Origin of the sequence: Microbacterium enclense, assembly GCF_004022425.1 — a bacterium.
GTDB lineage: Bacteria > Actinomycetota > Actinomycetes > Actinomycetales > Microbacteriaceae > Microbacterium > Microbacterium enclense_A.
Genome location: NZ_RBZY01000116.1, coordinates 1 through 3,005, shown reverse-complemented (window position 1 = coordinate 3,005; position 3,005 = coordinate 1). Strand labels below are relative to the sequence as shown.

The window sequence follows — 3,005 nt, the reverse complement described above, 5'->3', positions numbered from 1 at the left end:
CCATCACCGACGACGTCGTCGAAGCCGCCGCAAGCATCCTCGTCATCGGCGACTAGACGACACCGAGCAATCAAAATCCGCCGCCACCAAGACCTGAACTCCACATCGCTCGGCTGCGGGAGGACCGTCTCATGAACGGTCGTCAGTAAGACCGCGCCGCGCGATCAACCGCGAGGTCAGCAAGACAGAAGATCCGTCGATCAGCTGCGCTTTCGATATCGCTCCAAGCGAGGAGCGATGACGTCGACCATGACCCATCGGGCGGTGGGTGCCATCGCGATTGCCCACGCAATGGAGGCCAAGACATCAGTTGGGTAGTGGAGCCCGTCGCTGACGACGGCGAGGCCAACGATGACGGTAGACACAGTGCCGGTGATGAGAGCGATCGACGCCCCACGGGTACCGCGCAGAAGAAACCAGAAGGCGATGCTTAGGGCGGCGATGAAAGCGGTGTGTCCGCTGGGGAAAGATCCATCCACCTGCGCGGGCGTGAATGGGTGGATAAGGGTGAAGATATCCGGTCGAGGTCTGTCCACGACGACCTTGATGGCGGCGGTGGGGAGCCATGTCAATGCAACGATTCCGCCGAAGACGATCGCTGTGCGCACGGATCGAAGAACGGCCGCGATGGTGATGAGGATGAGGAGTGTGAGGAATGCGGCGGGAACGGGCTCGAGCATGAAGTAGATGGCGTCGGCTATTTGTCCCCATGCGCCGGTGTGAGCGCGGTTTAGGGCTTCGACGGCGGGTGCGTCGAAGGGCGCCACCCGGAGGATAAAGCCCAGGGCGGTGAGTAGAACCCCCGCGACGCAGGCGAGCCATACGACGCGGCGACCGCGTCGTGTGGGCGTGAGTAGTCCGCTCCCAACGGGGTATGTGTGGGCTCTCATGTGTTCGCCTCGTTCGTTCCGGCACCGTCTGGCGTGGGCCGATTGCGGCGGTTGGTGCTCCATTTGCGGATGACGGCGATGATGACGGGTAGGACGGATACGAGAACGACGACGATCATGAGTGCGTCGATGTTGTTGACGACGAACGGGATGCCGCCGAGAGCGAGACCGATAGCTGTCATGCCGACCACCCAGAGGGTTGCCCCGGTGGTGTTCCAGAGGAGGAATCGCCGGTAGGGCATGTGAGCGGTTCCGGCGGCGACGGGAATGTAGGTGCGAACAATGGGGACGAAGCGTCCGAGGACGAGGGATGCGCCGCCGTACTTATGGAAGAAGTTTTCTGCGTCGTGGAGGCGGTCCGGACGCAGAACGCGTGCACCGTCTTTGAACATGCGTCGCCCGAAGCGTCTGCCGAGCCAGTAGCCCGTCTGATCCCCCAGGATCGCTGCAGGTATTCCGACGAGGAGAACTTGCCACGGTTGGATGCCGAGGGGGCTGGCGAGGACCGCTGCGGTGACCAGAAGAGAGTCACCGGGAAGGAAGGGGAACAGTACGCCCGATTCGATAAAGATGATGAACGCTATCCCGACGAGAACCCAGGGTCCGAAGGCGTGGAGGATGGCTGTCGCGTCGGGGAGCAAGCTCACTGTCGGAACGTGGAGGGCAGTATTCACGGGAGAGATCATCATGAGGAAAGGGTGTTGAGAAGGGTGCTGAGGGCGCTTTTCTCGGCTGTGGGATCCGGGGTGGAGGCGCGCACGGATTTGAGAACGGCGTCAATTTGCCCGTCAAGGATGGTCCACCCGGTGCCGTCCAGCGGTTGAAGGGTGGGCTGATCCTCATCCCATGCCTTCTCGAGGTCGGTTATGCGGGTTTGCGCACCTGCGGTATCGCCGGCCATGACGAGACCCAGGGTGTCTTCGACGATGGAGCGGTAGTTTGCGACGTTGCCATTGGGGAAGTTGATGGTGGCCGACTCTCCAGGCGCGAGGGTGACGACTGTGTTGGGGTTCTCCTCGCTGGCCGCAGCCGTACTGTGAGGCTGTGCGTGCGCCCAGACGAGGACGGCGGCGGCGATGGCAGCGACCGCGGAGAAGTAGATGAGCGTGCCGCGACGGCGGCGAGGTGTTGTCTGTGGCCGGCGGGTCTGGGCGTTCTCCGTGGCATCCGTTCGGGTGATGGTGAGGTACACCACGGTGGCGAGGATGGCGCCGAGGAAGAAGATGCTCGTGGGCCCGACACCGATTCCCAGGCCTCCGTCGCTGACAGGGAAGCTCATCCAGTCGCCCAGATTCGCGCCAAGCGGGCGGGTGAGGATGTATGCCAGCCAGAAGGCGAGGACCGGGTTGCCTCCCATGCGCCAGCCAGCGATGACTGCGACGAGAAGGCCGGCGGGGAGAAGGACGGATACTCCTGGGCTCCAACCGGTTAGCTCGAGGATCCCGTCTCCCGCGGCGGTTCCGAGAGCAAACGTCACGAGAATGGCGAGCCAGTAGAAGAGTTCGCGGCGGGTGGTGGTGATGCTGTGGATGGATAGGGTGCGCTGACTGGCCCACCATGCGCCGAACACCGCAGCCAGGACGATGGCAAAAACCAAGGTGCTGACACCGAGAGGGACCGCCAGGTCGTCGGTAAGGATATCCGTGTAGAGGGTGCCGGTGACGCTCACGACCACTACGGTCAGCCAGTAGACAAAGGGCACGTAGCGCCGCAACGCCAGCTGCCAGGAGAGGACTGCGGCGAGAACCACCGTGAAGATCACGGAAGTTGCTTCTAGTCCCACCCCGAGGGTGGTGTTGATCCAGTCGGCGAAGCTTTCTCCGACCGTGGTGCAGAGGATCTTGATGATCCAGAACCACAAAGTGATCTCGGGCACCTTGCTCAGCATGACCCGGACGGGTGCGGCTTCAGTCGCGGATGAGGTCGTCATACGCGGGACGCTAGGGACCGCGTTCTAAGAATCGACTCAGAAGTTGCGCTCGCTCGTGCGAGCAGGAAGAGGCGAGCGGACACAGATCACGTGTGGGCGGCTGGTGGCCACCCACACGTGATCAGGTGATCAGTTCGCCGGGGTGGCGGCGACGTCGTCGGCGGTCTCGCCGTCGTTCGTGCCGT

Annotated in this window: 3 protein-coding genes; all 3 read right to left on the bottom strand. The window is 63.0% G+C overall.

What is annotated here, in order from left to right; all coding sequences use genetic code 11:
- Nucleotides 1-200: 200 nt before the first annotated feature.
- Complete coding sequence (locus D8Y23_RS16340) at nt 201-767, bottom strand: phosphatase PAP2 family protein (RefSeq protein WP_164878289.1); 567 nt, start codon at nt 765-767, stop codon at nt 201-203.
- A 119-nt stretch (nt 768-886) separates the two neighbouring features.
- Nucleotides 887-1,579: a DedA family protein gene (locus D8Y23_RS16335; RefSeq protein ID WP_128219082.1), complete on the bottom strand. Its 693-nt coding sequence runs from the start codon at nt 1,577-1,579 to the stop codon at nt 887-889.
- Complete coding sequence (locus D8Y23_RS16330) at nt 1,576-2,820, bottom strand: COG4705 family protein (RefSeq protein WP_240663943.1); 1,245 nt, start codon at nt 2,818-2,820, stop codon at nt 1,576-1,578. Before D8Y23_RS16330 ends, D8Y23_RS16335 begins: the two co-directional genes overlap by 4 nt.
- Nucleotides 2,821-3,005 lie beyond the last annotated feature (185 nt).

Coding starts and splice junctions, on each gene's coding strand:
- D8Y23_RS16335 (WP_128219082.1), bottom strand. CDS start 1,579: ATGATGATCTCTCCCGTGAATACTGCCCTCCACGTTCCGACAGTGAGC.
- D8Y23_RS16330 (WP_240663943.1), bottom strand. CDS start 2,820: ATGACGACCTCATCCGCGACTGAAGCCGCACCCGTCCGGGTCATGCTG.